21 protein-coding genes are annotated in these 26,123 nt (G+C 62.7%); 6 read left to right on the top strand and 15 right to left on the bottom strand.

The annotated features are described in order from the left end of the window. Positions 1-14: 14 nt before the first annotated feature. On the top strand, positions 15-953 hold the full coding sequence (locus ACQY6T_RS06700) for an alpha/beta hydrolase (protein WP_428629724.1): 939 nt from the start codon (positions 15-17) through the stop codon (positions 951-953). 185 nt (positions 954-1,138) lie between these two features. Next, positions 1,139-1,435 carry a hypothetical protein gene (locus tag ACQY6T_RS06695; protein ID WP_428629722.1) on the top strand — a complete coding sequence of 99 codons (297 nt, stop codon included), beginning with the start codon at positions 1,139-1,141 and terminating at the stop codon, positions 1,433-1,435. A gap of 16 nt (positions 1,436-1,451) precedes the next feature. On the opposite strand, the gene phoB is transcribed toward ACQY6T_RS06695, so the two are convergent. The 7 genes from phoB to ACQY6T_RS06660 all read right to left on the bottom strand — a co-directional run bounded on the left by phoB (position 1,452) and on the right by ACQY6T_RS06660 (position 8,770). Next, on the bottom strand, positions 1,452-2,150 hold the full coding sequence (gene phoB, locus ACQY6T_RS06690; protein WP_428629721.1) for a phosphate regulon transcriptional regulator PhoB: 699 nt from the start codon (positions 2,148-2,150) through the stop codon (positions 1,452-1,454). Then, the gene (gene phoU / locus ACQY6T_RS06685) at positions 2,150-2,869 is read right to left on the bottom strand and encodes a phosphate signaling complex protein PhoU (RefSeq protein ID WP_428629719.1); all 720 of its coding nucleotides are present in this window, start codon (positions 2,867-2,869) and stop codon (positions 2,150-2,152) included. Before phoU ends, phoB begins: the two co-directional genes overlap by 1 nt. A 25-nt stretch (positions 2,870-2,894) precedes the next feature. Beyond that, the gene (gene pstB, locus ACQY6T_RS06680) at positions 2,895-3,677 is read right to left on the bottom strand and encodes a phosphate ABC transporter ATP-binding protein PstB (RefSeq protein WP_428630390.1); all 783 of its coding nucleotides are present in this window, start codon (positions 3,675-3,677) and stop codon (positions 2,895-2,897) included. A 2-nt stretch (positions 3,678-3,679) separates the two neighbouring features. Continuing rightward, positions 3,680-4,936 (bottom strand): phosphate ABC transporter permease PstA, encoded by a 1,257-nt coding sequence (pstA, locus tag ACQY6T_RS06675; RefSeq protein WP_428629718.1) that lies wholly within the window; start codon positions 4,934-4,936, stop codon positions 3,680-3,682. Then, positions 4,929-6,305 (bottom strand): phosphate ABC transporter permease subunit PstC, encoded by a 1,377-nt coding sequence (pstC, locus tag ACQY6T_RS06670; protein WP_428629716.1) that lies wholly within the window; start codon positions 6,303-6,305, stop codon positions 4,929-4,931. Before pstC ends, pstA begins: the two co-directional genes overlap by 8 nt. A 222-nt stretch (positions 6,306-6,527) precedes the next feature. Beyond that, positions 6,528-7,577 carry a substrate-binding domain-containing protein gene (locus tag ACQY6T_RS06665; protein WP_428629714.1) on the bottom strand — a complete coding sequence of 350 codons (1,050 nt, stop codon included), beginning with the start codon at positions 7,575-7,577 and terminating at the stop codon, positions 6,528-6,530. Between the two features lie 137 nt (positions 7,578-7,714). Further along, positions 7,715-8,770: a hypothetical protein gene (locus tag ACQY6T_RS06660; protein ID WP_428629713.1), complete on the bottom strand. Its 1,056-nt coding sequence runs from the start codon at positions 8,768-8,770 to the stop codon at positions 7,715-7,717. A gap of 883 nt (positions 8,771-9,653) precedes the next feature. On the opposite strand from ACQY6T_RS06660, the gene ACQY6T_RS06655 reads away from it, so the two are divergent. Further along, positions 9,654-10,205, top strand: a complete 552-nt coding sequence (locus tag ACQY6T_RS06655) for a hypothetical protein (protein WP_428629711.1) — start codon at positions 9,654-9,656, stop codon at positions 10,203-10,205. 124 nt (positions 10,206-10,329) lie between these two features. Here ACQY6T_RS06655 and ACQY6T_RS06650 read toward each other — a convergent pair whose 3' ends face one another. Both ACQY6T_RS06650 and uvrA read right to left on the bottom strand, forming a co-directional pair. Beyond that, on the bottom strand, positions 10,330-11,013 hold the full coding sequence (locus ACQY6T_RS06650) for a hypothetical protein (RefSeq protein WP_428629710.1): 684 nt from the start codon (positions 11,011-11,013) through the stop codon (positions 10,330-10,332). A gap of 278 nt (positions 11,014-11,291) precedes the next feature. Next, a complete protein-coding gene (gene uvrA / locus ACQY6T_RS06645) occupies positions 11,292-14,183 on the bottom strand; it encodes an excinuclease ABC subunit UvrA (protein WP_428629709.1) in 2,892 nt (963 codons plus the stop codon). Positions 14,184-14,427: 244 nt separating this feature from the next. Between uvrA and ACQY6T_RS06640 the strand changes: the two genes are divergently transcribed. Then, on the top strand, positions 14,428-16,506 hold the full coding sequence (locus tag ACQY6T_RS06640; protein WP_428629707.1) for a M13 family metallopeptidase: 2,079 nt from the start codon (positions 14,428-14,430) through the stop codon (positions 16,504-16,506). A 16-nt stretch (positions 16,507-16,522) separates the two neighbouring features. Here ACQY6T_RS06640 and ACQY6T_RS06635 read toward each other — a convergent pair whose 3' ends face one another. Next, a complete protein-coding gene (locus tag ACQY6T_RS06635; RefSeq protein ID WP_428629705.1) occupies positions 16,523-18,055 on the bottom strand; it encodes a BCCT family transporter in 1,533 nt (510 codons plus the stop codon). 133 nt (positions 18,056-18,188) lie between these two features. Between ACQY6T_RS06635 and ACQY6T_RS06630 the strand changes: the two genes are divergently transcribed. Further along, entirely contained in the window at positions 18,189-18,599 is a 411-nt protein-coding gene (locus ACQY6T_RS06630) for a hypothetical protein (protein WP_428629704.1), read from the top strand. Positions 18,600-18,609: 10 nt separating this feature from the next. Here the strand turns inward: ACQY6T_RS06630 and ACQY6T_RS06625 are convergent, their stop codons facing one another. Next, positions 18,610-19,050: a hypothetical protein gene (locus ACQY6T_RS06625; RefSeq protein ID WP_428629702.1), complete on the bottom strand. Its 441-nt coding sequence runs from the start codon at positions 19,048-19,050 to the stop codon at positions 18,610-18,612. A 267-nt stretch (positions 19,051-19,317) separates the two neighbouring features. On the opposite strand from ACQY6T_RS06625, the gene ACQY6T_RS06620 reads away from it, so the two are divergent. Then, complete coding sequence (locus ACQY6T_RS06620) at positions 19,318-19,671, top strand: UrcA family protein (protein ID WP_428629701.1); 354 nt, start codon at positions 19,318-19,320, stop codon at positions 19,669-19,671. Positions 19,672-19,703: 32 nt separating this feature from the next. On the opposite strand, the gene ACQY6T_RS06615 is transcribed toward ACQY6T_RS06620, so the two are convergent. The 4 genes from ACQY6T_RS06615 to ACQY6T_RS06600 form a co-directional block, all read right to left on the bottom strand. Further along, positions 19,704-20,438: a LytR/AlgR family response regulator transcription factor gene (locus ACQY6T_RS06615; protein ID WP_428629699.1), complete on the bottom strand. Its 735-nt coding sequence runs from the start codon at positions 20,436-20,438 to the stop codon at positions 19,704-19,706. Continuing rightward, complete coding sequence (locus tag ACQY6T_RS06610; protein ID WP_428629698.1) at positions 20,435-21,610, bottom strand: sensor histidine kinase; 1,176 nt, start codon at positions 21,608-21,610, stop codon at positions 20,435-20,437. The genes ACQY6T_RS06615 and ACQY6T_RS06610 overlap by 4 nt, the downstream gene beginning before the upstream one ends. 85 nt (positions 21,611-21,695) lie before the next feature. Beyond that, positions 21,696-23,144: an MATE family efflux transporter gene (locus ACQY6T_RS06605; RefSeq protein WP_428629697.1), complete on the bottom strand. Its 1,449-nt coding sequence runs from the start codon at positions 23,142-23,144 to the stop codon at positions 21,696-21,698. A 163-nt stretch (positions 23,145-23,307) separates the two neighbouring features. Continuing rightward, positions 23,308-26,094 carry a valine--tRNA ligase gene (locus tag ACQY6T_RS06600; protein WP_428629695.1) on the bottom strand — a complete coding sequence of 929 codons (2,787 nt, stop codon included), beginning with the start codon at positions 26,092-26,094 and terminating at the stop codon, positions 23,308-23,310. Positions 26,095-26,123 lie beyond the last annotated feature (29 nt).

Raw genomic sequence — 26,123 nt, 5'->3', positions numbered from 1 at the left:
GCAGGAGCACCAAATTGATCAGAAGCCTTTTGTTCGCCGCCTTCGCAAGTATAGTCTTGGCCAGCTGTACCGATGCTGCCAACGGGCAGTCGGCTCCGTCCGCCAAATCCGCCTTTCAAGCGCAGCGCGGCGAGGGCTTGCCATATGAGGTCTCCGACACCGAAGTATGGGATGTCCCCGACCCTGTTTCGGCGCGTGATTATCAGGTTTTCGTGGCGCTGCCGCCTTCCTATCGCGACCAGCCTCAACGCCGATACCCCGTCCTGTATGTCACTGATGCCGATTATGCCTTTCCGGTGATCAAGCAGATCGGCCGGCGGCTGAACGTCGAGCGACCCACGGTCGAAGAGTATATTCTCGTGGGCCTGTCTTATGCGAAGGGCGAGGGTGGAATGCAAAGTCGGCGGCGCGATTACACGCCGACGCCTAACGGCCCCAGCACCGCACCTGCCGACGCCGAACATGGCAAGGCGGCGGCTTATGCCGCTTATGTCCGGGATCAGGTTTTACCTTTTGTGGCCGGACGTTACCGGACGGATGAGCGCCGCCGCCTTTTCCTTGGTCATTCCTATGGCGCGCTTTTGGGTGCCGAAATATTGCTGAGCGAGCCTCGTCTGTTTGACGGCTATATCCTCGGCAGCCCGTCCTTCTGGTACGACCATCATCATATGGCGGAGCGAGAAAAGGCCTATGCGGCCAAGCACAAGGATCTGTCGGCCCGCGTCTATATGTACATCGGCGAATATGAGGAAATGCGACCGGGTGACCCCCGCTACGCCAAGGACGTCAATATGGTGACCGATACCCGCGCCATGGATCGCGCGCTACGGTCGCGCAATTACCCGTCGCTGCGCATGGAGGTGGAGGTGTTGAACGATGAAGATCATTTCACTGTCGCCCCGCGTGGCTTTACCCGCGGACTGAAATATCTGCTCCCCGCGAAGGCGCCATGACATCCGGATCCAGCACAAATTGCCGCTCCTGTTCCGACCAATGATCTGAATCACTTGGAAAAATTGGTGAACGTGTAAAGCCCGGCGCACATAAACCAAAAGGCGGCCAATCAATGTCTGACATATCGACCCGAAACAGCGACCTGGACCAGATGCAGGGGCCTGATCCCGCAGGGACAAATGGCATGCGTACGGCCTTGCTCATCATCGGCGCGCTCGTGGCGCTGGGGGGCGCCTATTTGCTATTCTTTCTGTCGTTGTTGATGATCGGCTTCTCGTTCGACGCTCCGGGGGCGAAATTCTGGGATTCCGGCGCGTGGCTTCGCTTACTGGCGCTCTGGCCGCCGACGTCGTTGCTCCTTGTCGCGATTGCGGCGGTCGTCTGCATCTTCCGGCCATCGCTGCGCTTGCTGTGGATCGCGCTCAGCATCTTCGCGGCGACGATCGTCGCGATCGTTACAGCTCTGAATGTAATCGGGTAAGCGAGGCCCCGGGAGGTCAGACGTTCTTCCCCGAATCCAGCGCATAACCCGCCGACCGCACGGTGCGGATGATATCCGTGGTGCCAGGCAGATTGATTGCCTTGCGCAGCCGCCGGATATGCACGTCGACCGTCCGCAGTTCGATGTCGCTGTCCTGGCCCCACACGCTGTCGAGCAATTGGCCGCGCGAGAAGACCCGGCCCGGATGCTCCATGAAATGGCGCAGCAGGCGGAATTCGGTCGGTCCCATCGCAACGATCTGGCTGTTGCGCACCACCTTGTGCGCCACCGAATCCAGTTCGATGTCGGCATAGGTGAGCAGTTCGCCCGCGAGCGCGGGGCGCAGGCGGCGGAGCACCGCCGACACGCGCGCGACGAGCTCGCGCGGGCTGAACGGTTTGGTGACATAATCGTCGGCGCCGGTTTCCAGGCCGCGGATCCGGTCCTCTTCCTCGCCGCGCGCGGTGAGCATGATGATCGGAACATTCGCCGATTTCGGGTTGCGGCGCAGGCGGCGGCAGACCTCGATGCCCGGCAGGCTTTCGATCATCCAGTCGAGCAGGACGATGTCGGGGACGCGTTCCTCGACCAGCACCAGCGCCTGTTCTCCGTCGGGCGTTTGCCGGACCGAAAAACCCTCGCGTGCGAAATGCCAGACGATGAGCTCGGCGATCGCCTCGTCATCTTCGATGAGAAGCAGGTCGGGCTGCGGCATCAGTTTTGCTCCTGCTCCGCAGCGCCGTCTTCGGGCTGCTCGCCACGCTCACGTTCCTCCATCCGTTCGCCAGTCACCACATAATGGACCATCTCGGCGATGTTGGTCGCGTGATCGCCCATGCGCTCCAGGTTCTTGGCAACGAACAACAGATGCGCGCTTTCCGAGATATATTTCGGATTTTCCATCATGAAGGTGACGAGGGTGCGAAAGATGCTGTTGTAGAAATCGTCGACGATCTTGTCGCGCACCGTCACCCGCACCGCGAGTTCGGCATCGCGCGCCGCAAAGCTGTCGAGCGCGTCGTGGATCAGTTCGGCGACGATCGACGACATCGACATCAGCAGCGGGATCGCCTCGATCGACCGCGTCTGGTCCATCAGCGCGACGCGCTTGGCGATGTTCTTGGCATAATCGCCGATCCGCTCGACGACCGAGACGATTTTCAGCGCCGCGATCATCTCGCGCAGATCGTCGGCCATCGGCGCGCGCAGGGCAATGGTCTGAACCGCGAGCTGTTCGACTTCGCTTTCCAGCGCGTCGATCTTCTTGTCATCGCGCACGACCTGCGCGGCGAGATCGAGGTCGCCCTTGTTGAGCGCGGTCATCGCCTGGAGCAGCGCCTGTTCGGCACGGCCGCCCATCTCGCTGATCAGGCCGCGGAGGCGGTTGAGATCTTCGTCGAAAGCCTTGACGGTATGATCGTTCGTTAATGCCATCACTCTGTCCTTTCGCGGCTACGGATCAACCGTAGCGGCCGGTGATATAATCCTTGGTGCGTTCCTGCTTCGGGTTGGTGAAGATGTCGGTGGTCTTGCCATATTCGACCAGTGTCCCGAGGTGGAAAAAGGCGGTGCGCTGCGACACGCGGGCCGCCTGCTGCATATTATGGGTGACGATCACGATCGCGTATTTGCCGCGCAGTTCGTGGATCAGTTCCTCGATCTTTGCGGTCGCGATCGGGTCGAGCGCCGAACAGGGTTCGTCCATCAGGATGACTTCGGGATCGACCGCGATCGCGCGGGCGATGCACAGCCGTTGTTGCTGACCGCCCGACAGCGCGGTGCCGCTTTCCAGCAACCGGTCCTTGACCTCGTCCCACAGGCCGGCGCGGACCAGCGCGCGTTCGACGATGACGTCGAGGTCGGCCTTCGACGGCGCGAGGCCGTGGATGCGCGGGCCATAGCCGACATTGTCATAGATCGATTTGGGGAAGGGGTTCGGTTTCTGGAACACCATGCCGACCCGCGCGCGCAGCTGCACCACGTCCATCGACGGCGCGTAAATATCCTCGCCGTCCAGCTCGATGCGGCCGGTGACCTTGGCGCTCGCGACGGTGTCGTTCATCCGGTTCAGCGAACGCAGGAAGGTCGACTTGCCGCAGCCCGACGGGCCGATGAAGGCGGTGACCAGGTCGGTGCCGACGTCGATCGATACATTGTTGATCGCCTGTTTCTCGCCATAGAAAACGTCGACGCCATGCGCCTTCATCTTGGGGTCGGTAATGGTCAGGTCGTCTTGGGTCATGATCACCAGCGTTTTTCGAATTTGTTGCGAAGATAGATCGCAAAGGCGTTCATCGACAGCAGCACGATAAGCAGCACGATGATCGCGGCGGAGGTTTTTTCGACAAAGCCCCGGTCGACTTCGTCCGACCAGAGGAAGATCTGCATCGGCAGCACCGTCGACGGCGAACAGATGCCGCCGGGGACGTCGCCGATAAAGGCGCGCATGCCGATCAGCAGCAGCGGCGCGGTCTCGCCCAGCGCGCGCGCCATGCCGATGATCGTCCCGGTCAGGATGCCGGGCAGGGCGAGCGGCAGGACATGGTGGAACACCACCTGTACCGGGCTGGCGCCGACGCCCAATGCGGCGTCGCGGATCGACGGCGGCACCGACTTGATCGCGTTGCGGCTGGCGATGACGATCACCGGCATCGTCATCAGCGCCAGCGTCAGTCCGCCGACCAGCGGGCTGGCCTGGCAGATGCCGAACCAGTTGATGAACACCGCGAGCGCCAGCAGGCCAAAGATGATCGACGGCACCGCCGCCAGATTGTTGATCGACACCTCGATCAGGTCGGTCCAGCGGTTCTTCGCGGCATATTCTTCCAGATACAGCGCCGCGAGCACCCCGGTCGGGAACGCGATCAGGAACGCGATGAAGATCGTCAGCACCGACCCCTTGAGCGCGCCCCAGATGCCCGCGACCGCCGGATCGGTCGCGTCGGCGTTTTTGAAGAACGGCCAGTGGATGCCGGTCGACAGCTTGCCGTCCTTCTCCAGCGCGTCGACCTTGGCCCCGAGCGCGCCCTTGGCGCCTTCCTTGGCGGCGATGTCGACCGCGCTCGCGGCCGGCAGTTCGAACACCGTCTTGCCGGTCAGCAGTTCGGGATCGGCCTTGATCTGCGACCGCACCTCTTTCCACGCATTTTCGGAAATCAGGTCGGACCCGCCATCGCCCAGCGCCTCGTCGGCGGCAAAGGCGACGATGTCGGCGAGGCCGGCATTCGCGATCACCTGATCGGCGTCGGCATCGCCCAGCCGCGATGCGTCGATCGTCAGCGGCATCGCCTTGAAGTCGATCGGCACCGCGACATGGGTGTAGGTAAAGCCGCGCGCGCCGTTGCCGACCATGACGAATAGCAGGAACGCGAGGAACGCGCCCGACAGCAGCACCGCGCCCAGCCCGATGAGCTTGAACCGGCGTTCGGCGGCATAGCGGCCCGCGATGCGTTTCTGCATCGCCGCGCCTTTCCAGTCGGTGGGGGCAGTTTCCCTATTCATAGGCTTCGCGATACTTTTTGACGATCCGCAGCGCGGCGATGTTGAGCAGCAAGGTGACGATGAACAGCACCAGCCCCAGCGCGAACGCCGCCAGCGTCTTGGCGCTGTCGAATTCCTGGTCGCCGGTCAGCAGCTTGACGATCTGCGCCGTCACCGTGGTGACGCTGGCAAAGGGATTGGCGGTGAGGTTGGCCGACAGGCCCGCGGCCATCACCACGATCATCGTCTCGCCGATTGCGCGGCTGACCGCGAGCAAAATGCCGCCCATCACGCCGGGCAGCGCGGCGGGGATCAGCACCTGGCGGATCGTCTCGTTCGGCGTCGCGCCCAATGCCAGCGATCCGTCGCGCATCGCCTGCGGGACCGCATTGATGCTGTCGTCGGCCATCGATGAGACGAACGGGATGATCATCACCCCCATCACGATGCCCGCCGCCAGCGCGCTTTCGGTCGAGGCGTTCGGCACCCCGATCATCACCGCAAATTCGCGCAGGGCAGGGGCGACGGTCAGCGCGGCAAAATAGCCATATACGACGGTTGGCACCCCGGCCAGAATCTCCAGGATCGGCTTGACCCAGCGGCGCACCACCGGCGCGGCATATTGGGTCAGATACACCGCGGTCATCATCCCGATCGGGATCGCGACGATCATCGCGATGATCGCGCCGATCAGCACGGTGCCCCAGAACAGGGGGATGCCGCCGAACGTATCATCGACAGGCGCCCCGCTGGTCGGCGCCCAGTTGGTCCCGAACAACAATTCGGCGGGCGACACGAGGCGGAAGAAGCGGATCGATTCGAACAGCAGCGACAGCACGATGCCGAACGTCGTCAGAATCGCGACGAGCGACGCCAGCAGCAACAGCGCCATGACGATCCGCTCGACCCGCGTCCGCGCCCGGAAATCGGGTTTGATCCGGGTGAAGGCGTAAATCCCGCCCGCCAGCGCCAGCGCCAGCATCGCCGCAATGCCGATCCACGCAAATTGGTGCGCCGCATCGGCATAGGGCTGGACCAGCGGCGCCGCAGCGGGCAGCCGCACGCGCTCCTGCTGCCCCAGCGCGACATTACGCGCATCGGACAGGATCGCGCCGCGCTCGAACCCGAACGACGGCAGCGATTGCGCCGCGTCGCTCGCCAGCACCTGATTGGTGATCAGCCCCGGCGACACCGACGACCACACCGCCAGAAACAGCGCCGCGGGCGCGAACAGCCACAGCGCGACATACCAGCCATGATATTGCGGGCGCGAATGCAGCTTGGTACCCGAACGGCCCGAAAGCAGGTTCGACCGCTGCCGACCGGCAATCCAGCCGATCAGCGCGAGACCCGCAATCAAGAGTAAAAGGGCGGCGGCGTTGAAGGTCACGTGCTTCTCTTAACCTGCCTTCCAATCCGCTCGTGTCGAGCCACTTTTCCGTTCGTGTCGAGCGAAGTCGAGACACCCATCGGTCATGCAGTCCTTCGGGGCATCTCGACTTCGCTCGATGCGAACGGGAAGAGAGGCTAAGCGAACGGGATTGGGGACGTTCAGAAAAAACCGGTGACCGGCGCAGGCCGAAACCCGCCCCGGCCACCAGCGGGGGGAAACTTACTTCAGCGTCGAACCGTCCAGCACGGTCATGCCCTTGCCGTTGGCCGCCGCGGTCGCCGCGATGTCCTTCGGCGACACGATCAGGCCCTTGGCGTTCAGATAACCGCCTTCGCCCGCGCCCTTCAGGAACTCGGCGACATATTCGGCGAGGCCGGGGACGACGCCGACATGCGCCTTCTTGATATAGATGAACAGCGGGCGCGATCCGGGATAGCTGCCGTCGGCAATCGCGGCATAGGTCGGGGCGACGCCCTGAACCGGGACCGCCTTGATCTTGTCCTTGTTGGCATCGAGATAGCTGAAGCCAAAGATGCCCAGGCTGGTCGGGTTCTTGTCGAGCTTCGAGATGATGAGGTTATCATTCTCGCCCTGCTCGACATAGAAGGGCGCACCGCGCAGCGCGGTGCAGGTCGCTTCGTGCTTTTCCTTGTCGCTGTCCTTCAGCGCCTTCATCGCGGGATTGGCGTCGCAGCCCTTGCCCAGGATCAGCTCCTTGAACGCATCATAGGTACCGCTGGTCGACGGCGGACCGAATACCGAGATCGCGACGGCGGGAAGGGCGGGGTTCACGTCCTTCCACGTCTTCGCTTCATTGGGCTTGCCATAGGGATTGGCGGCCAGCGCCTTGTACACATCTTCTTCCGACAGTTTGAAGCCGGGGCCGCGCGCGGCTTCGCCCAGCGCAATGCCGTCGATGCCGATCTGGACTTCGACGATGTCCGTCACGCCATTCTTGGCGCAGGTGTCGAATTCCTTTTTCTTGATGCGGCGCGATGCGTTGGCGATGTCGGGGGTGTCGCCGCCGACGCCTGAGCAGAAACGCTCAAAGCCGCCACCGGTGCCGGTGCTGTCGATCTTCGGCGTCTTGTTGCCCGTCGCTTCGGCGAACTTCTCACCGACCGCGGTCGCAAAGGGATAGACGGTCGACGAGCCAACCGCGCTGATATAATCGCGCGCGCCGCCACCCGATGAAGCCTGATCCTGACAAGCGGAAAGCGCCAGCGCGCACGTCGCGGCGCCAGCGATCAGAGCGAATTTCTGCAGCATGAAATATCCTGTGGTGGGGGTCGTTACCGAACCAAGCCACCACCCCCGCGGCGACTCGCTGAGCGGCATTTGGGGGTTTTGTGTGACGTGTTTGTGACAGGGAGCGTCATATAAGTGTCATGACACTCCGCATCCCGTCAGGCTTCTACGTCGGAATTTTCCAATGTGAGTTTGGAATGGCTAACTCGACCCTCATCAAAAAACCTAAAGAGCTTCTCTATTCGACGGAAGATGCTTGCGATAACTTTGGCTGCAACCAGCGAATTTCCGCCTGTCATCTCTTTCAAAGTGTCGTAAGAAACTCCTGGAATATGATTAGAGAGATCTTGGCACTTTAATTCCAAAGATTTTTTGACTGATTCTGTGAGAAGCGCGTTGCTAGCGCCCTTTCTTTTCAGTTTGTTGACACTCATAAAAGCGCCCAAAGCGTTGTATGCTTTTCGAACTTTTAATTCGTTGTCGGAATAATATTGGAGAATATTTAGAACATTCTTGAAGGGTTCAGATCGTGCGTGAATTTTGACGTGTCCCGGCGAATTATACTGAATGCCGCTAACTCGAAGAGGCGCATGATAATCGTTGTCGTTTGCGACATCACGATAGAACGCCACATAGCTGCCGCCCCCGTCCCAAGAGCGATCAAATGATTCTTTTATGATCGACTTCTCTTGGTTCGTAATACTTGGGTCATCATATCTGTCGATATCGAAGGATATATAGTAGACATCTTCTATTTGACCGTACAACTGAGAAAATTCTCCAAGATCCCATGATCCGTCGATAAGGAAAGTTTCTATGGTATTAGGAACAAAGGTCTTTACGAGATCTATTTCTTCGTGGTCTCTCGCGAATAGACCTCCTTGCGGGATTGAACTTTGAAGTTCTGGATCGCTGCGCTTAATTTGCGTCATGTCGACAAATTCGTCACTGGCAGTGTACGTGAATTTCCAGAATCTACGAAAGTTGGCATGTGCAAGTGCGAACCGAAGGTCGCACTTGCCGTTGGCATAATCCCTTAACCTGCGCGAGCTCATGGCTCCGCCCACATACGTGTTGGGAGGTGACGACAGTTCGGCCGAGCGAACCGCTAGGACGTAGTTCAGAGGAGGCCCTTCAAGTAGAATCAGCTCCGGCGATTCATACCAATCAAGTATCTGAAGGACCGTACCTTTCACTGTGGCTTTATCAACCATTGCTCGGTCCTTCGACGCTCACGACAAGTGTTGATAAGCAGACATTTGAGTAGCGCCAGAAGTCAACGTGGCCGCGACTCCCGCCTACCTTATGGCGACCGGCGCCAGTAGGGATCGTCAGTCGAGCAAGGTATGGCAGCTCTTGACGGAGACGATTGTATTTCAGCAATGATTGAGCTTTCTTGGAAAGCGAACAAGAGGCCCAAGAGCAAGGGCTGGCGTTGGCGCCCAGCGGTATGCCCCGTGCGGCTTTCGATTCGAAGTCGACGCTTGTCGGAGTCGGATTTGCGACAAGTCGATAGACCTCGTCGATCGCCTCATCGGCGGCGTCAACAGGTGGGCACTGATCGGGCAGTGCCTCAGCGTAAATACTGGCCAGTTTACCCTCCCAATTTTTGAGGCGTACTAGCCGAGCTCCGCTCAATGGTCAAATTGCTGATCTCCTCAACGAATCTGTTATGAATGCCTCGTGTTTAAATTGTAGGAAAGAAGAAATTCTTATCATGTTAAAAAAGGCGAAGATTATTTGTCAGGGGATATAGGATAATGATCCTCATCACCGGCCACGTCATCCTGACCCCCGAGCATCGCGAGCGCATGATCGCGCTCGGCGCCGCCCCCGGTTCAAGTCCGGGATGACGTGCGCGCGCTCTCGCCGCAGCCGCCGGTGCTCCGGATTTATGCCGCCGAGGATATCACCGCTAAACTGATGGGATAGGGCATATTTATTCGTCATGCCGGGCTTGACCCGGCACCCGCCTTCCTTCTTGAAAGATCAGGCAGGCCCCGGATCAAGTCCGGGGTGACGACAGATGGGGCAGGCGTGGCGACAGGCCCTCCCCAAACCCCTCCCGCAAGCGGGGGGCTTAAAGTGCGGGGGCATATGAGCGGGTTCGAATTCATCTTTTCGCTATTCGGGCTGATCCTCGGTCTCGCGCTGGCCGAGGGGCTGGGCGGGCTGGCGCGTGCGCTGAAGGCCAGCCACCGCGTCCGCATCGGCTGGCCCACCGCGCTGCTCGGGCTGTTCGTGTCGTGCGACGTCGTCACTTTCTGGAGTTATGGCTGGGCGCTGCGCGACACATTGCCGCTAACCTGGCCGGTGCTGTTCGGTGGTTTCGTCGTCACCGCGCTCTATTATGTCGCCGCATCGCTGGTGTTCCCCGACGATCCCGAGGGATGGAGCGACCTCAACGCCCATTTCGACAAGCACCGGCGCATGGTGATTGCGGGGGTGTTCCTGTGCAATGTCGTGTTGGTGGCGACGGTCGCGTGGCTGGTCGGCATGCCCGCCCCGACCAGCCTGCGCGCCGTCATCATCGCCTGGTCCTTCTTCCCTATCGCGTTGCTGGCGATCGCGGCAAAGGACCGCCGCGTGGTGGTGGGGTGCCTGTTCTGGCTGATCGCACTCTACCCGCTGTCGGCGGTGTGGCATTAGGCCAGACGGGCCGCCCCAAACCCGTTCGTGTCGAGCGAAGTCGAGACACATGAAGTCGAGCGCGGACCCGGCATGTCTCGACTTCGCTCGACACGAACGGGAAAAGAGGTAGGCGGCTAGCCGCTCACTCCACCGCCACCCACGCGCCGCTCTGCCGCCGATAGACCAGCGATGACACCCAACGGCTGGCATCGTCGAACTGCGCTTTGACAAAGGCAGGCAGCTTGGCGCCGATGTCCGCCGCGCGCGCGTCGGCGACGATCAGGACATCGTCCGACGGCACCGCGACCAACAGGTTGCCGCCCAGCGCCGCGTCAAGCTCGTCCCACCCGTCGGCAAGCATCAGACTGGCCAGATAGTCCATCTTTGGGACCATCACGACACCGCCCGCAACCGCATCCGCAGGCGGCACCGAGGGCAGGATCGCCAGCACCTGTCGGCGGCCGAGCGCCATGATTTCGGCCTGCGTGACCTTGTACAGGTCAAGGTCGCGCTGCATCCACGGCTTGCTGGTGGTCGGCTCGTCGATGACGAGGATCAGCTCCAGTCCCTTGGCAAAAGGGGTGGTAAAGATAACATCATCGGGTTGGGCACCGCGGTCGGCGAGGATCCGGTTGCGGTGGGCGGCATAGCCCGCGTCCCGGACGACGAGCCGCAGGCTGCGCAAGATGCGCTCATGTTCGGCCTCGGCCTGCGCCCTTGCGGCGGTTTCATCGGTGGTCTGTGCTGCGGCGTTGCCGGCTCCCGCGCCCATCAGGCCCGCGGCAAAACCAATCGCCTTGCCGAATATCGATTTGCCAGCCGCCATCGCGTCCGCTCCTTCGCGCAAAGAAGGTCAGCCTTAGCGAGGCGCGGCGAGGCCCGGAACGGCGGGCAAAGCACCGGGTCATGATGCCAGCTGGGGACGGGGTGACGATGCCGGGGAGGGCGGTGAGACCTGTTTCAACATCGGTGCCACAACTGACGAAGTTCCGTTCGTGTCGAGCGAAGTCGAGACACCGGGGAGGCAGGTGCCACGTAGGGGTGTCTCGACTTCGCTCGACACGAACGGGAATGAGAGTGCGGCGTGACGGGGAGTTATCCGCCCTATTTCAACATCGGCGCCAGATACTGCCCCGTGAAACTCCGCGGGTTCTTCGCGACCTGCTCGGGCGTCCCGCTTGCGACGATTTCGCCGCCCTTGACGCCGCCTTCGGGGCCAAGGTCGAGGATGTAATCGGCGGTCTTGATGACATCCAGATTATGCTCGATCACGATCACGCTGTTGCCCTGTTCGACCAGCGCCTGCAGCACTTCGAGCAGTTTGCGGACATCCTCGAAATGCAGCCCGGTGGTCGGTTCGTCGAGGATGTACAGCGTCTGCCCGGTCGAACGCCGCGACAATTCCTTGGCCAGCTTCACCCGCTGCGCCTCGCCGCCCGACAGCGTCGTCGCCTGCTGCCCGACCTTGATGTAGCCGAGCCCGACGCGCACCAGCATCGCCATCTTCTCGCGGATCGACGGCACCGCCTTGAAGAATTCGGTCGCATCCTCGACCGTCATGTCGAGCACGTCGGCGATGCTGTGGCCCTTGAACTTCACCTCGAGCGTTTCGCGGTTGTAGCGTTTGCCGTGGCACGTCTCGCACGTCACATAGACGTCGGGCAGGAAGTGCATCTCGATCTTGATCAGCCCGTCGCCGGTGCAGGTCTCGCACCGCCCGCCCTTGACGTTGAAGCTGAAACGACCCGGTTTATACCCGCGCGCCTGGCTTTCGGGCAGCCCGGCGAACCAGTCGCGGATGATCGTGAAGGCTCCCGTATAAGTCGCCGGGTTGCTGCGCGGGGTGCGGCCGATCGGCGACTGGTCGATGTCGATCACCTTGTCGCAATGCTCCAGCCCCTTCAGGCTGTCGTGCGGCCCCGCGATCATCCGCGCGCCGTTGAGCACGCGTGCCGCGCTGGCATAGAGCGTGTCGATGATCAGGCTCGACTTGCCGCTGCCCGACAGGCCGGTGACGCAGGTAAAGGTGCCGAGTGGGATCTTCGCGGTCACATTGTTCAGATTGTTGGCGCGCGCGCCCTTCAGCACCAGGTCGAAGCCATTGCCCTTGCGGCGATGCTTGGGGATGTCGATCTTCTTCGCGCCGGTGAGGTAGGCCGCGGTCAGGCTGTTCTCATTCGCGAGCACCTGTTCGAGCGTCCCCTCGGCGACGATCTCGCCGCCGTGCAGACCCGCGCCCGGCCCCATGTCGACAATATAGTCGGCGTGACGGATCGCATCCTCGTCATGCTCGACGACGATCACCGTATTGCCAAGGTCGCGGAGGCGTTTGAGCGTCGCGAGCAGGCGGTCGTTGTCGCGCTGGTGGAGGCCGATGCTGGGTTCGTCGAGGACGTAGAGCACGCCCGAGAGACCGCTGCCGATCTGACTGGCGAGGCGGATGCGCTGGCTCTCGCCGCCGCTCAGCGTTCCCGAGGTGCGGTTGAGGTTGATATAATCGAGCCCGACGTTGTTGAGGAAGCCCAGCCGCGCGTTGATTTCCTTGAGGATCGCCTTCGCGATCTGTTGCTGCGTGTCGTTCAATTTCTCGTCGAGGGTGGAGAACCACGCCAGCGCGTCGGCGACCGAGCGTTGCGCCGACATGCTGATGTCCTCGCCCGCGATCTTCACCGCGAGCGGTTCGGGGCGCAGGCGCGCGCCGTGGCACGTCTCGCACGGCTGCGGTGTCTGATATTTGCTCAGCTCCTCGCGCATCCACGCGCTTTCGGTCTGGAGCAGGCGGCGGTTGAGGTTGCCGATCACCCCCTCGAACGCCTTGTGGGTCGTGTAGCTGCGGCGCCCGTCCTTGAAGGTCAGCTCGACGGGTTTGCCGCCACTGCCATAGATGATCACCAGTTGCACCTCGCCGGGCAGATCCTGCCACGGCGTCGTCAGGTCGAAGCCGAACTGTTTCCCCAGGCTTTCGAGCACCTGCATATAATAAGGCGAGGGCGGGTTCGATTTCGCCCACGGCACCACCGCGCCTTTTTTCAGGCTAAGCGCATGGTTCGGGACGACAAGATCGGGGTCGAATTCCTGCCGTTCGCCCAGCCCATCGCACGCGGGGCAGGCGCCCTGCGGCGCGTTGAAGCTGAACAGTCGCGGTTCGATCTCGGCGATCGTGAAGCCGCTGACCGGGCAGGCGAATTTCTCGCTGAACACCAGGCGGTTCGCGGGGATACCGGCGCCCTTCATCGCGCCGCCGGTGTCTTCCTCTTCGCGGCCCGGGACGGGACCATCGGCAAGATCGACATAGGCGAGGCCTTCGGCGAGCTTCAGCGCGGTTTCGAAGCTGTCGGCGAGACGCGTGCCGAGCCCTTCGCGCACCGCGATGCGATCGACGACGACTTCGATGTCATGCTTGTATTTCTTGTCGAGCGCCGGCGCCTCGCCAATCTCGTAATATTCGCCGTCGATGCGGACGCGGGTGAAGCCGTCCTTCTGCCACAGCGCGAGCTCCTTTTTATACTCGCCCTTGCGGCCGCGGACAACGGGAGCGAGCAGATAGGCACGGGTGCCTTCGGGCAATTGCATCACGCGGTCGACCATCTGGCTGACCGTCTGCGCGGTGATCGGTTCGCCCGTGGTGGGCGAATAGGGGATGCCGACGCGTGCCCACAGCAGGCGCATGTAGTCGTAGATTTCGGTGACGGTCGCGACGGTCGAGCGCGGATTACGCGACGTCGTCTTCTGTTCGATACTGATCGCCGGCGACAGCCCGTCGATATGTTCGACGTCGGGCTTTTGCATCATCTCAAGGAACTGGCGCGCGTAGGCGCTCAGCGATTCCACGTATCGACGCTGGCCTTCTGCATAGATAGTATCGAAGGCGAGTGACGATTTGCCACTACCCGACAGGCCCGTGATCACGACCAGCGCATCGCGCGGCAGGTCGACGTTGACGCCCTTCAGATTATGTTCGCGCGCACCGCGCACCGAGATGTGGGTCAGACTCATGGGATGGATGTGTTCCAGATTTGTTCTTATTGCGCAAGGGGAGGTTTCGCGCCGGGTCGCCATCTAGATAGGGTGTGAGCCCGGCCGCCGCAACGCCCGGTTTGGCGCCAACTTTCCACCAACTCCCCAAAGGTTTCGACCAATGTCCCTGCATTCGCTTGACCGACTTCGGCGCGGGGGGGACAAGTATGGCAGGTTCGCCGTCCGACGGGAACGGTTCGGCGCCCACAAAGGAGACTGGGGAATGAAGACTTATTTTTCGGGGGCCGCTGTCCTCGCAATTGCAGCAGCGCTTGTTGCCGTGCCGGTTCTGGCAAGTGACCGGGCGTCGGAGACGTCGATCACGGCGAAGGCGGGCGATGACGCGTCGGCGAGCGACGATGCGTCGCTCAGCGCATTGACCTTCGGCAGCTGGGGCGTCGACCTTGGCGCCCGCGATCCGTCGGTGAAGCCCGGCGACGATTTCGACAAATATGCCAATGGCGGCTGGTTCGCGCGCACCGAAATTCCGTCCGATCAGGCGTCCGCCGGCGTTGGCTATGATGTCTATAACCTGACCCAGCGCCAGCTGCGCGCGGTGGTCGCGGGTGCACCGGCGACAAGCCAGGTCGGCGGCCTGTATCAAAGCTTCATGGACGAAGCGCGGGTCGATGCGCTGGGTGCCAAACCGCTGATGGCGGACATCGCCGCGGTGGCCGCGATCAAGGACAAGAGCGCGATGGCGCGCTTCATGGGCGGTACGCAGGGCACCTTTGGCGCGACGATCGTCGGCGGCGGTCCCTATGCCGATACCGACGATCCAACGGTCAATGTGTTGTGGTTGGGTCAGGGGGGACTGGGCCTTCCCGAGCGCGATTACTACCTTAACGACAGCTTCAAGCCGCAACGCGACGCGTATCGCGCTTATATCGCGCGAACGATGAAGATGGCGGGCAACGCCGATCCCGAAAAAGCCGCCGAGGCGATCATGGGGTTCGAGACCGAAATCGCCAAAGTCAGCTGGGCGATCGCCGATCGCCGCGACATCGGCAAGATCAACAACCCGATGTCGTCCACCGAACTGGCGACCTATGCGCCGGGGCTGGACTGGGCCGCCTGGTTTGCCGGCGCCGGCATCGCGCCGCAGAAACGCATCATCGTCAACGAAAACACGGCCATTCGTGACATTGCGGCGCTCTATGCCAAAACGCCGCTCGACACGATCAAGCTGTGGCAGCAGTTTCATGTCGCCGACAATGCCGCCCCCTATCTTGGCAAGGCGTTCGTCGACAGCCGGTTCGAATATAGCAAGGTGTTGAGCGGCGTCGGCGAATTGCGTCCGCGCTGGAAACGCGGCCTGACGCTGGTCGATGGCAGCTTGGGCGAACTGGTCGGGGAAACCTATTCGAAGCAATATTTTCCTGCCAGCGCGAAGGCGAAGATGGAGGTGCTGGTCACCAACCTGAAACTCGCGATGGGCGACCGCATCCGTGCCAACAGCTGGATGGCGCCGGCGACCAAGGAGGCGGCGCTCGCAAAGCTGTCAAAGATGGACGTGATGGTCGGCTATCCCGACAAATGGCGCGATTATTCGACGTTGAAAATCGACCCGGCTGACCTCTACGGCAATGTGAAACGCAGCGCCGCGTTCGAATATGCTTATGGTCTGGCCGACCTGAACCAGCCGGTTGATCGCAAGAAATGGGCGATGAACCCGCAGGAAGTGAACGCCTATAACGGCGGACTTGAAAACAAGATCGTATTTCCCGCCGGCATCTTGCAAGCACCCTATTTCAGCGAAAGCGTCGATGATGCGGTCAATTATGGCGCGATCGGCGCGGTGATCGGTCATGAGATCACCCACGGCTTCGATGATCAGGGGCGCAAGATCGATGCCAGTGGCGCGGTTCGCGACTGGTGGACGGCCGAGGACGCGGCGCGCTTCGACGCGCAGGCAAAGGCGTTCGGGGCGCAATATGCGACCTATGAGGCGGCGCCCGGTGCGTTCATCAACCCCGATTTGACGATGGGCGAAAACATCGCCGATCTGGCAGGGCTGGAGGTCGCCTATGACGCCTATCATCGTTCGCTGGGCGGCAAGCCCGCGCCGGTGATCGACGGGTTGACCGGCGATCAGCGCTTCTTCCTCGCCTTTGCCCAAGCGTGGCGGGACAAGGCACGCGACGATGCGGTTAAGCAGCAGGTGGCGAGCGATCCGCACAGCCCGGCGCGCTGGCGCATCATCGGCCCCGTCCGCAACGTCGATGCCTGGTACAAGGCGTTCAGCGTCGAAGCCGGCGCTAAATATTATCTGAAGCCCGAGGCGCGCACCAAGATCTGGTAGTCCTGAGACCCCTTTCTCAGGATTGGGCGGGGGCGGCGTCGTGCCGTCCCCGTACCGCCATCACGGTCAGCGACAGCGCCGCGCCAATGATCACGAATAAAGCGGGGAAGCCGCCGAGCACCGACATCATGCGGATGCCGTCGATGCCGCCGCCCGCGACCAGCACCAGCGCGACCAGTCCCACCGTGATGCCCCACACTGCTTGGACGCCAAGCGGCGCTTCGGGCGCGTCGGGCGAGATGCCGCGGGTCGACAGCGCGCTCATCGCCGAGACATTGGCATCGGCACCGGCGACGTAAGAGAGGAAGATCGCGAACAGCACGATTGCGGTTACTCCCGATCCGCCGCCGAGAGCGCTGAACAGACGGAACAGCACCGGGTCCGGTCCCTGTGCGGTCAGGATTGCATAGAGGCTGGCGCCGCTTTGTTGATCGAGCGCAATCGTCGCGCCCGCGATTGCGGTCATCCACACCGCGCCGAACAGCGACGGCAGGATCAGATTATAGAGGATGAAGGCGCGGACGCTGTAGCCGACCGCGAGGCGGCCGAGGAACAATGCGGTCACGGGCGCCCACGCGAACCAGTTGGCCCAGTTGAAGATCGTCCATTGCCGGTGCCAGTCGGTATCGACGTCGAGGCCGAGGTTGCGAGGGATGAAGGTTTGGAAGTAGTCGAAGGTGCCGCGTAGCGTCAGGTCGAACATCGCGGCGGTTGGACCCGCGATCAGGACGAAGGCGATAATTGCGAAGAAAATCCAAGTGTTTAGAACCGACAGGCCGGCGATGCCTTTTTGCAATCCGGTCGCGGCGGAGAGCAGGAAGCTGCCGACGATGGCGATTGCGATCGCCCAGCGTAACGGCGCGCCCCCCGCAAAACCGCCGATCCCCTCGATTCCGCCCGCCAGCGCGAGGATGCCGGCGCCCATCGACGCCGCCATGCCGGCGACCAGCGCGTACAGGCAGATGATATCGACCCCGGTGCCGACCGGGCCATGCGCGCGCTGACCCAGCAACGGCACGAACAGCGACGACAGGCTGAACGGTTCGCGGCGGTTGTAATAGACGAGCGCGAAGGCGAGCCCGGCCACGGTGTAGATAGCGTAGGGCGTCAACGTCCAGTGCAGGAACATCGTGGACATGGCAAATGTCGCGGCGGCGTCGCTGCCGGGCTCTAGTCCCAGCATCGCCGGCGGATCGTTGAGATGGAACAAAGGTTCGGCGGCGCCCCAGAACAAGATGCCGGTGGCGATCGTCGTACACAGGGTGACGGCGAACCAGCGCCAGCGGGTGAGTATCGGTGTCGCATCCGGTCCGCCGATGATCCGTCCGCCCAGCGGCGAGACGGCGATGACCGCGAGCAGCACCAGAAAGCCGAGCCCCGCCCAGGCGAACAGCGGCGAGAAATGGCGCAATATCCAGTCGTTGATCGCCGTTTCGGCGGTGACGACGGCGGCGCCCTGCCACAGGCTGAGGATCACCGCCGCCAGCAGCACTGCGAGCGGCGTAAAAAATACCGGGCGATTGAGCGGATGCTTCGGCGATGCTGGCAAATCAACGTCCAATCGGACAAGGTGAGGCTGGCTAGCATGACCGTTGCCCGTGTCGAGGTCAATTCACCAGCGGGAACGCCCCATGCGGCCATGCGTTGGACCGCCAAAGCCATGGATTGCAGGAGAGATTTTGATGAGCAGAATGATTTTGGCGGCGGCGACCGCGTTGGCGCTGATCGGTACCGGACAAGCAGCAGCTTTTCAGGCTCCCGCCGCGGCGCCTGCCGAAGCAGCGGTGACGCCAAAGAAGCTGCCCGACGGCACGACGCCGGAGGAACGTTCGAATACCGCAAGGCTGAATGCCGAACAGGCGTCGCGCGCGAAGGCTGAAACCACGACCTATGAGCAGGAAGTGTCTGCGGCGGCGCAGCAAGTTGCCCACGACCAGTCCGAGTTCGCCGAAGAAACCGCCGTTTATGAAGCCGAAAAGGCGCGGGTAGCGGCGATGTCGGCGGAAGAACGCATGAATTGGGAAGCCGATGTGGCGGCGTGTAAGGCCGGCGACACAACCCGTTGCGCGCCGCCTGCAACAGTGCCGCGCTAAATCCCCGGGGTCATTCGCCGGGGAGCGGCGCTTCGCCGGTCGGTGGGGCCAGTTCGGTGATCGGCGCGGTGGCGTCGGTCCCGCGTTCCGAGCGTATCGGTCGCGGTTCCGGGTCGGAAAATCGTCCGCCGTATCGATAGTCGTCGATAGGGTCGGGTGGGGCGGGTAAATCGCTATCAACCGTGCCCAATTCGCGAAATTCGTCGCTCATCCGATTTTCACGGTGCGCGCGTAGCCGCGCCTCGACGCCATAACTATCGGGGCAATCGAGGCATGGCACGGTGCTGTCGGTTGGCGCTGCCGCAGCGTCGGGGTTGGCACTGAGACCCGAAAACGAAGCCGAGGCGCTCGCTTGTTCGAGCCGCCAGCCGCCGACCGCCAGATGACCGAGCAGCGCGCCGCCTGCGACACCGGCGAAAGCCAGCAGCAGCCACCGTAATGCACGGGGCATTCCGCGGTCGCGACTCGCCAATGGGGTGCGTTTTCTGGCCATCAGAAGCGACAAGGCCATGGCCGCGGCGCCGTGGCAAGTCGGTCGGCCATTCGTCGATGGATCATCGCCCTTCGTCCGGCCAGTCGATGGCGGGTCGAAGCCGGTCGAACCGCGCGTGATTCGGCGCCCCAATCGGAGCATCCACAGATTGCGGGATGCGGAGGCGCTGGTCTCCCCGGTCCGGTCCTTCGTGTCCCGCATCATCCCCCACGAGAGGACTCCCCCATGGCGAAACTATCCCTGATCCTGCTGAGCGCGCCGGTGGCGTGTATCGGACTGAGCGTCCCGGCAGCGGCCGAAAACGACGGCGAGCGACGCACTGTCGTCGTGCGCTACCACGATCTCAACTTGGCCAGCGTCGACGGTCGCGACCGGCTCAACGCGCGGGTTAAATCGGCTGTGCGCAAGGTATGCAACATCCATCCGAATTACCGGCAAACGTTGCAAGAGCGTGCGCAGTCGCTGGAATGCGAGAATGTCACGATGGCCGATGCCGACATCAAGCTGGCCGGTCTGATCAACGGCGACGGGGCGCGGTTCGCCGATCGCGGCCAGACGATCATCGTCGCTGCACCCTGACGGCGGAACGCACGATGCCCAACGCAAAGCGATCATGCTCCGTGCATGATCGCTTTCACGTCGTGGAGATAGGTGCGGCCGACGCGGTGGACGCCGCCGTCGCCCAGATCGACGCTCCATGCACCGTCGCCATGATGTTTCAGCCCGACAATGCCGTCGCGGCGCACCATTTTCGAGCGGTGAATGCGCATGAACTGATCGGGGTTCATCCGCGCTTCCAATGATTTGATCGTCTGGTGAATGAGCCAGCTGCGCGCGCCGACGTGGAGCCGCATATAGTCGCGCTCAGCCTCGATCAAATCGACCTGGCCTGCGTCGATGCGCAGCATTTCGCCGCGGTTCTGGACCCAGAATTCGTTGATCCATTTGCTTTTCTGCGTCGGCGCGCGTTCGGTGGCTCTCCATTCGCGCACCCGCGTCAGCGCGCGGGCAAGGCGATCGGGCGACACCGGTTTGAGCAGATAATCGACCGCCGCAACGTCGAACGCGGCGACTGCATATTGGTCGAACGCGGTCACAAAAATCACCGCGGGCGGATTGTCGAGCCGATCGATCGCGGCGGCAACCTCCAGCCCGTTGAGATCGGGCATCGCGATGTCGCACAGCACCAGATCGGGGGCCAGCGCATCGACCATACGGAGCGCCGACGCGCCGTCGCTGGCGGTACCGACCAGCGACACGCCATCCTGTTGCCCGGTCAATATCTGTAACCGTTCGATCGCCAACGGTTCGTCATCGACGATCAGGGTGCGCAAGGTCTGAATCATGGGCAAACCTCGCGGGTCAGCGGCAGCCAAAGCGACACCGCGAACCCGCCCTCGTCCGATGGCCCCCATTCGCACCCGGCGGTGGGGCCATAGCGGGTGAGCAGGCGTTCGCGGACGTTGCCCAGGCCAAGCCCGGTCCCCGAAGCAGGAACCGGCGCCTTGGCGTCGATATCATTATCGATCCGCAGCACCAGCAGCCCATATTCTGCGCTGGCGTGCAAGCGGATCGCGATTTTGCCCTTGGTTGGGGCGACGCCATATTTGATCGCATTTTCGATGATCGGTTGCAGGATCAGCACCGGAACGCAGGCGTTCTTCAGTTCGTCGGGCATCGTCACCTCGACCTGCAAGCGGTCAGGGAAACGCGTCTGCTCGATGTCGAGATAGAGTCGCTGGAAAGCGATCTCTTCATCAAGGCTGACCAGCTGTTCTGGATCGACCGCCAGGCTCGATCGCAGGAACGACGACAGGTTCATGATCATCGTCTCCGCCTCGCTTTTCGAACCGCGCAGGACGAGCGCCGACAGCGAATTGAGCGTGTTGAACAGGAAGTGCGGATTGACCTGATAATGCAGCGCCCGCAGCTGGGCATTCTTCGCCTCGAGCCGGAAATGATTGGCGCGGCGTTCGACTGCGCGCATCTCGTTGGCGTAGCCGAACGCGACATAGAGTGCGGCCCAGACAGCGAAAAAGAAGTACCAGCGGATCGAGCTGTCGAGGATCAGCACCGTTTCCCAGGCGCCGGGGAATTTTGCCTGCATTTCTTCAATAATCTTCCCGGCTTCGGATACCGGGAACCAGTAATAAAAGACCAGCAGATTGACCGACGCATAGACGATGACCAACGGCACCGCCGCGCCGAGCGCCGCCGCAAGGCGCGCGCCGAAGCTTTGCGGCTGGGCGCGCTGGAGCAGCTGATAGAGGACGAAAGTGCACAAGATGCCGGCAACGACGACGATCCCGCGCCGTCCGGCCGACGACCATTGTTCCGGAACACCGGTGAGCAGCCCGAGTCCGGTCGTGATCAGGAAATAGATCAGCCACATGGCGATGATCGATCCGATCGCGACCCGCGGATTGACGCGCGCGTCGGAGGCGCGCCAATCGGGCTCGGCCGCCAGCATTTTTGCACGCTGATCGCGCAGCGCATCCTTGCGAAGGGTCATGTTCATTGCGCCTGCTCTAGCCCCTAAGGCGGTCGGAAGGCTAGCAGGCACCGGGCCGCCAGTCGAAGGTGCGCGCGCTTTGGTCGAAAGTTCAACCGGCGGGTTGCGGCAATGTGCGGCGCCAGTTGCCGCGCTTATAGACGGCAAACGCCATCGCCATGGACGCGAGCATCGATACCAAAAAGCTCCACCAGATCGCGTCGCCGCCGAGCCAGGGATAGCTTAGATAATAGAGCCCAAGCCGGATCGGAAACGACGACAGAAACAGGATGATCAGCGGCGGGACGACCGAGCCGTTGGCGCGCAAGGTGCCGATCAGCACGATCGTCACGCCAAATGGCAAAAAGCCCCATGTCGCGATCAGCTGGATATGGCGCGACACATCGATCGCCGGGCTGTCGCTGCCGAGGAAAAGCGTCAGCGCGGCGCGATCGAACAGCAGGAGCAGGACGATCAGCACCGCAGTCATCGCCAAATTGACGCTGATGCCGCTGTTGGTGATCGTCGATACCCGGTCCCAGCGCCCGGCGCCGATATTCTGCGCCACCATCGCGCTGACCGCAGCGCCGACCGCGAGCGCAGGCATCTGGACATAATTCCACAGCTGCAGCGTCGCGCCATAAGCGGCAGCGGTGACCAACCCCTCGCGATTGACCAGTCCGACCATGACGAGACCGGCGCCCGAAATGACCAGCATCTGCGCGCCCATCGGCAGCCCGCGGCCGATGATGAAGCGCAGTTCGGGCCAGCTGGGAGCAAGATAGGCGAGTTCGGCGCCGCGCAGGCACAGCACATGTTTTTTGGCATAGAACCACGCGATCATCCCGAGCAGGCTGATCGTGCCGGCGACAGCGGTGGCGAGCGCGCTGCCGGCGATGCCGAGCGCCGGGATGGGGCCTACGCCGAGGATGAGCACCGGGTTGAGGACGATGTCGAGCACAACGGTCAGGATCATGAAGCGCAGCGGGGTTATCGCATCGCCGGCGCCGCGCGACGCCATGCTCAGCGTCACCATCAACATGCTGGCGGGCACCGCGATGAAGGTGACGCGCAGATAATCATGCGCGAGCGTGAACGCTTCGACGGGAGTTTCAAGCAGGCGCAGGATCGCATCGGAGGCGAACCAGCCGGTGACCGCGATCACGAGCGAAAAGAGCAGTGCGAGGCCGATGGCCCCGCCCGCGGCGCGGCGTGCCGCGTCAACGTCGCCGCGCCCGATCGCCTGACCGATCAGCACCGTCGCCGCCATCCCGAACCCGAAAAAGGTCGCGAACATCAGGAACATGATGATGTTGGCGTTGGCGGTCGCGGCCAGCGCGCTGTTGCCCAGAAACTGTCCGACCCAGATCGAGTTGACCGAGCCGGAGAGCGTTTGCAGGACGTTCGAGGCGAGCGTCGGCAGCGCGAAGACGATCAGTGTTTTGGTGATCGGGCCGCTGGTCAGGTCCATACCGCCGCGCGCGGTCTGGCGCGGGGGGATCGGCGCCGACGCGGGGTCGCTCGCCACCGCGACGGGTGTCGGCGTGACGTTTTCGGTCAAACGATCCTCCCCGGAACAGGGAGGGGGACCGCCCCCGGGCTTGATCCGGGGGTGGTGAAGGGGGGCCGCGTCCTGACGCGACGTTTCGCAAGGACGCCACCCGCCTCCGTCAGCCGTTCCGGCTGCCACCCCCCCGCGAGCGGGGAGGAATGGTGGTGTTCGCTCACCCCAGCCTTGCCAATGCGGCGGTGAGGCGGTCGGCTTCGGCTTCTTTCGCGGCATGATCGGCGCGCGCCTTTTCGACGGCTTCGGGTTTGGCCCGCTCGACAAACGACGGGTTGTTCAGGCGGCCCGCAAGGCCGTCGCGTTCCTTTGCCGCGGCGGCCAGCGCCTTGCTCAGGCGGTCGCGTTCGGCGGCGATGTCGATCACACCTTCGAGGGGAACGGTGATCGTCTCGCCTTCGACGACGAGCTGCGCCGAGGCGCCTGCGGGGGCGGGGTCAAAGCTGATGGTCTCGAGGCGCGCGAGACGGTCGAGCTGCGCGGCAAGCTTGTCGGTGCGGATCTTGAGCGACGCGGGGAAATGCGCCGTCAACCGCGCGCCAGGCGGCAGGCCGAGTTCGGCCTTTGCGGTGCGGAGTTCGCTGACGAGTTTGATCAGCCAGTCAATATCGGCGCTGGCGTCGGCGTCGCGTACCGCGTCCGGCGCGGGCCATTTGGCCGTGATCAGCGGGTAATCGGTGCGGTCGCCCAGCCCGGTCCACAGCTCTTCGGTGATGAAAGGCATGAAGGGGTGGAGCATGACGAGGATCTGGTCGAGCACCCAGCCGGCGACGGCGCGGGTTTCGACGACATCGTCCCCCTCCCGCTCGCGGGAGGGGCTAGGGGTGGGCATGTCCTCATATGCCAGTTCAGAAGTCGGCCCACCCCCGACCCCTCCCGCAAGCGGGAGGGGGGAAAGAACGGGCTTGATCAGCTCGAGATACCAGTCGCAGAAACGGTCCCAGGCAAAGCTGTAGATCGTGTTTGCGGCTTCGTCGAAGCGGTAGTCGGCGAAGGCTTTATCCATCGCGGCAACGGCGGCCACGACTTCACCGATGATCCAGCGGTTGACCGGCAGCGTCGCGGCGGGAGCTTCGAGGGTGGTCGAGGCCGAAATGCCATTGGCTTCGCAGAAGCGCGCGGCGTTCCACAGCTTGGTTGCGAAATTGCGGTAGCCCGCAAGGCGCGCGTCATCCATCTTGATGTCGCGGCCCTGGCTTTCCATCGCCGCCATGAAGAAACGCAGCGCGTCGGCGCCATATTGATCGATCAGCCCGAGCGGGTCGACGACATTGCCCTTCGACTTCGACATCTTCGCGCCGTCGGGCGCGCGGACGAGGCCGTGGAGGTAGAGCGTCTTCCACGGCACGTCGCCCATGAACTCCATCCCCTGCATCGCCATGCGCGCATCCCAGAAGAACAGGATGTCGAAGCCGGAGATGAGGACGTCGTTCGGGTAGTGGCGCTTCACAAGGTCGCTATCCTCGGGCCAGCCGAGGGTGGCGAAGGGCCAGAGAGCCGAGGAGAACCAAGTGTCGAGGACGTCGGGGTCGCGTTCGAGCGCGACGCCTGTACCGGCCTGCGCCTGTGCTTCTTCCTCGGTTTCGGCGACGAAGATGCGACCGTCATCGGCATACCATGCCGGAATCCGGTGCCCCCACCACAGCTGGCGTGACACGCACCAGGGCTGGATATTCTCCATCCAGTTGAAGAAGGTCTTTTCCCACGTCTTGGGGACGATGTTGATCCGGCCATCGCGCACCGCGGCCATCGGGGGCTGGGCGAGGGTTTCGGCGTCGACATACCATTGGTCGGTGAGCCAAGGTTCGATCACCACGCCGCCGCGGTCGCCGAACGGGGTCTGGATCGTGCGCGGTTCGGCGTCGTGCGCGTTGCCGTCCTTGTCGGTGTGCGGGATCAGGAAACCCGCTTCCTTCATCCGCGTCACGACCAGTTCGCGCGCGCCGTCGGTGCCGTCGCGCTTGAAGCGATGGAGGCCGAGATATTCGGCGGGGATCAGCCCGTCGCTCGTCTGGATGACGTTCGCGTCGCCATCGAGCATATTGAGCATCTCGCCGGCCTTGAACCCCGCGCGCTTGCCGACGTCGAAGTCGTTGAAATCATGCCCCGGCGTGATCTTCACCGCGCCGCTGCCCAGTTCGGGATCGGCATGGTCGTCGGCGACGATCGGAACGCGGCGTCCGGTGATCGGCAGCGTCACAAACTTGCCGATGACGCTTTGATAGCGCGCATCGTCGGCGTTCACGGCGACGGCCATGTCGGCAAGCATCGTTTCGGGACGCGTCGTCGCGACCTCGATATAATCGCGGCCGTCATCCAGCGTCACGTCGTCGGCGAGCGGATATTTGAAGTGCCAGAAGCCGCCCTGAATCTCGTGCGTCTCGACCTCGAGATCCGAAATCGCGGTCTTGAGCTTCGGGTCCCAGTTTACGAGGCGCTTGTCGCGGTAGATCAGCCCCTTTTTGTGGAGGTCGACGAACACCTTGACCACGGCCCGCGTGAAATGCGGGTCCATCGTGAATTGCTCACGGCTCCAGTCCATCGAACAGCCGAGGCGGCGGAGCTGGCCGGTGATCTGGCCGCCGCTTTCCGCCTTCCACTGCCACACCTTGTCGATGAAATCTTCGCGGCTGTAATTAGTACGCTTGTCTTGGCTCGCTTCCAGCTGGCGCTCGACGACCATCTGCGTCGCGATGCCGGCATGGTCCATACCGACCACCCACAAGGCATCTTTGCCGCGCAGCCGTTCGTAGCGGACGAGCACGTCCTGCAACGTGTTGTCGAGCGCATGACCGATGTGCAGCGCGCCGGTGACGTTCGGCGGCGGGTTGACGATCGTGAAGGGGGTGGCATCGGGGCGCGACGGGCGAAACAGCCCGCGGCTTTCCCAAGCGTGAGCCCATTTCGCCTCAATCGCGGCGGGATCGAATGTTTTTTCCATCGGCATAATGCGCCGCGCTTTGCCAGCCGAGGGGC

Origin of the sequence: Sphingopyxis sp., assembly GCF_965279725.1 — a bacterium.
Lineage (GTDB): Bacteria > Pseudomonadota > Alphaproteobacteria > Sphingomonadales > Sphingomonadaceae > Sphingopyxis.
This window is presented reverse-complemented; position numbering and strand designations above follow the sequence as displayed.

What these genes read in the sequence shown, in the direction of transcription:
- ACQY6T_RS06695 (WP_428629722.1), top strand. Translation starts at nt 1,139, where the DNA reads ATGCGTACGGCCTTGCTCATCATCGGCGCGCTCGTGGCGCTGGGGGGC.
- phoB (WP_428629721.1), bottom strand. Translation starts at nt 2,150, where the DNA reads ATGCCGCAGCCCGACCTGCTTCTCATCGAAGATGACGAGGCGATCGCC.
- phoU (WP_428629719.1), bottom strand. Translation starts at nt 2,869, where the DNA reads ATGGCATTAACGAACGATCATACCGTCAAGGCTTTCGACGAAGATCTC.
- pstB (WP_428630390.1), bottom strand. Translation starts at nt 3,677, where the DNA reads ATGACCCAAGACGACCTGACCATTACCGACCCCAAGATGAAGGCGCAT.
- pstA (WP_428629718.1), bottom strand. Translation starts at nt 4,936, where the DNA reads ATGAATAGGGAAACTGCCCCCACCGACTGGAAAGGCGCGGCGATGCAG.
- ACQY6T_RS06665 (WP_428629714.1), bottom strand. Translation starts at nt 7,577, where the DNA reads ATGCTGCAGAAATTCGCTCTGATCGCTGGCGCCGCGACGTGCGCGCTG.
- ACQY6T_RS06660 (WP_428629713.1), bottom strand. Translation starts at nt 8,770, where the DNA reads ATGGTTGATAAAGCCACAGTGAAAGGTACGGTCCTTCAGATACTTGAT.
- ACQY6T_RS06655 (WP_428629711.1), top strand. Translation starts at nt 9,654, where the DNA reads ATGAGCGGGTTCGAATTCATCTTTTCGCTATTCGGGCTGATCCTCGGT.
- ACQY6T_RS06650 (WP_428629710.1), bottom strand. Translation starts at nt 11,013, where the DNA reads ATGGCGGCTGGCAAATCGATATTCGGCAAGGCGATTGGTTTTGCCGCG.
- uvrA (WP_428629709.1), bottom strand. Translation starts at nt 14,183, where the DNA reads ATGAGTCTGACCCACATCTCGGTGCGCGGTGCGCGCGAACATAATCTG.
- ACQY6T_RS06640 (WP_428629707.1), top strand. Translation starts at nt 14,428, where the DNA reads ATGAAGACTTATTTTTCGGGGGCCGCTGTCCTCGCAATTGCAGCAGCG.
- ACQY6T_RS06630 (WP_428629704.1), top strand. Translation starts at nt 18,189, where the DNA reads ATGAGCAGAATGATTTTGGCGGCGGCGACCGCGTTGGCGCTGATCGGT.
- ACQY6T_RS06625 (WP_428629702.1), bottom strand. Translation starts at nt 19,050, where the DNA reads ATGCCCCGTGCATTACGGTGGCTGCTGCTGGCTTTCGCCGGTGTCGCA.
- ACQY6T_RS06620 (WP_428629701.1), top strand. Translation starts at nt 19,318, where the DNA reads ATGGCGAAACTATCCCTGATCCTGCTGAGCGCGCCGGTGGCGTGTATC.
- ACQY6T_RS06615 (WP_428629699.1), bottom strand. Translation starts at nt 20,438, where the DNA reads ATGATTCAGACCTTGCGCACCCTGATCGTCGATGACGAACCGTTGGCG.
- ACQY6T_RS06610 (WP_428629698.1), bottom strand. Translation starts at nt 21,610, where the DNA reads ATGAACATGACCCTTCGCAAGGATGCGCTGCGCGATCAGCGTGCAAAA.
- ACQY6T_RS06600 (WP_428629695.1), bottom strand. Translation starts at nt 26,094, where the DNA reads ATGCCGATGGAAAAAACATTCGATCCCGCCGCGATTGAGGCGAAATGG.